This window comes from Glycomyces sp. NPDC050141 (assembly GCF_055586545.1).
The window spans coordinates 1,978-4,573 of the sequence record NZ_JBVJHZ010000080.1 but is presented as its reverse complement, the minus strand read 5'-3'; the positions used below and the strand labels follow the sequence as shown (position 1 = coordinate 4,573).

Sequence of the window (2,596 nt, the reverse complement as noted above, 5' to 3'; positions counted from 1 at the left end):
CCCGAGGGTACCATTGGGCGCCTCCGTTACCATTTAGGAGGCAACCGCCCCAGTTAAACTACCCACCAGGCACTGTCCCCCGACCCGATCAGGGCCGCGGGTGAGACACACCACCAGATCAGAGCGGTATTTCACCAACACCTCCACCCACACTAGCGTGTGAGCTTCCCAGGCTCCCGCCTATCCTACACAAACCAAGCAATGCATCAATACCAAGCTATAGTAAAGGTCCCGGGGTCTTTCCGTCCTGCCGCGCGAAACGAGCATCTTTACTCGTACTGCAATTTCGCCGAGCATGTGGTTGAGACAGCGGGGAAGTCGTTACGCCATTCGTGCAGGTCGGAACTTACCCGACAAGGAATTTCGCTACCTTAGGATGGTTATAGTTACCACCGCCGTTTACTGGCGCTTCAATTCACCACTGCAGGCCAAAGCCTTGATGGATCCTCTTAACGTTCCAGCACCGGGCAGGCGTCAGTCCATATACCTCACCTCACGGCTTCGCATGGACCTGTGTTTTTAGTAAACAGTCGCTTCCCCCTGGCCTCTGCAACCCCCTCCAGCTCCTGCACGCACGTGCCACCAGAAAGGGCCCTCCTTCTCCCGAAGTTACGGAGGCAATTTGCCGAGTTCCTTAACCACACATCACTCGAACGCCTCAGTATACTCTACCTGACCACCAGTGTCGGTTTAGGGTACTGGCCGACTACCACTCGCTAGAAGCTTTTCTCGACAGCACGGGATCACCGAATTCGGCCTAAAGGCCTATGCTTCAGCGCTCACCCTCTCCACTCAAGGAGGAGCCTCCGGATTTACCTGGAAACTCGGGCTACCACCTTACCCCGCCTAATCCACCAGACGGTACAGCTACCCCACTGCGTCACTCCATCACTACGCTACACACGGAAAGGACCCCAACCACTCACTGACAAACAGCCACCCGAAGGCGACCACTCGCCGGCTTGCAGCCGGTTAGCACAACCGCTATCACTCATACGCGGCACTCGGGTACCGGAATATCAACCGGTTATCCATCGACTACGCCTCTCGGCCTCGCCTTAGGCCCAGACTAACCCAGGGCGGAACAACCGTCCCCTGGAACCCTTAGTCAATCGGCGCACAGGATTCTCACCTGTGTTTCGCTACTCATGCCTGCATTCTCACTCGTACAAAGTCCACCCCATGGGTTACCCCGGAGCTTCACCCCATGTACGACGCTCCCCTACCCAACCCACACAGTCGTAACTGTGTGGCATTGCTACGGCTTCGGCGGTGCACTTCAGCCCCGCTACATTATCGGCGCAGAACCACTCGACCAGTGAGCTATTACGCACTCTTTCAAGGGTGGCTGCTTCTAAGCCAACCTCCTGGCTGTCAACGCGACCCCACATCCTTTTCCACTCAGTGCACCCTTAGGGGCCTTAGCCGGTAATCTGGGCTGTTTCCCTCTCGACGACGGATCTTCTCACCCGCCGACTCACTGCCGCACTCAACACCATGGCATTCGAAGTTTAGCTGAGCTCAGTAACCGACACGGCCCATCACCCAACCAGCGCCCTACCACCACGGAGCAACATGCGACGCTGCACCTAAATGCATTTCGGGGAGAACCAGCTATCACGGAGTTTGATTGGCCTTTCACCCCTACCCACACCTCATCCCCCCAGTTTGCAACCTAGGTGGGTTCGGGCCTCCACGACCTCTTACAGCCGCTTCACCCTGGACATGGGTAGATCACCCCGCTTCGGGTCTACAACACACCACTCAACGCCCTATTCAGACTCGCTTTCGCTCCGGCTCCACCACAACGGCTTAACCTCGCGGCATACCATAACTCGCAGGCTCATTCTTCAAAAGGCACGCCATCACCCGCCTACAGCAATCCGAAGACTACTGCCGGGCTCTGACGGTTTACAGGCACATGGTTTCAGGCACTATTTCACTCCCCTCCCGGGGTACTTTTCACCATTCCCTCACGGTACTATCCACTATCGGTCACCGGACCTCTTTAGGCTTAGCAGACGGTCCTGCCAGATTCACACGAGCCTCCACGAAACCCGCGCTACTCGGGTGCGCTCCCCGAACACCAGCACTGCCCTTCACCTACGGGACTCTCACCCTCTCCGGTCGGCTTTCCCACACCGTTCGACTAGACAATGCTGCGTGAACCTAGTTTCGGCAGAAACTAACGGAAACGTCCCACAACCCCTGACCCGCAACGCCTGCCGGCTATCACACGAACCAGGTTTAGCCTCCTCCGCTTTCGCTCGCCGCTACTCACGGAATCACTCTTGTTTTCTCCACAGCAGGTACTGAGATGTTTCACTTCCCCGCCACACCACCAACCAGCCTATACATTCAGCCAGCGGCAACCAGGCATCAACCTGGCTGGGTTACCCCATTCGGAAACCCTGGGATCAAAGTCCAGTTGGCAACTCCCCCAGGCATATCGCAGCCTCACACGTCCTTCATCGGTCATCCGGCACCAAGGCATCCACCATGCGCCCTACACAACTTAACCAACACACGGTCAAATCAGATAGAAACAAAGACACTCACGCACACTATACAAATCTCAAACAACACATTGACCACA

General features: G+C 56.5%; 1 rRNA gene. It reads right to left on the bottom strand.

The features are described from left to right. Positions 1-2,521, bottom strand: a 23S ribosomal RNA gene (locus tag ACZ60M_RS25405); the annotation flags it as partial. Positions 2,522-2,596 lie beyond the last annotated feature (75 nt).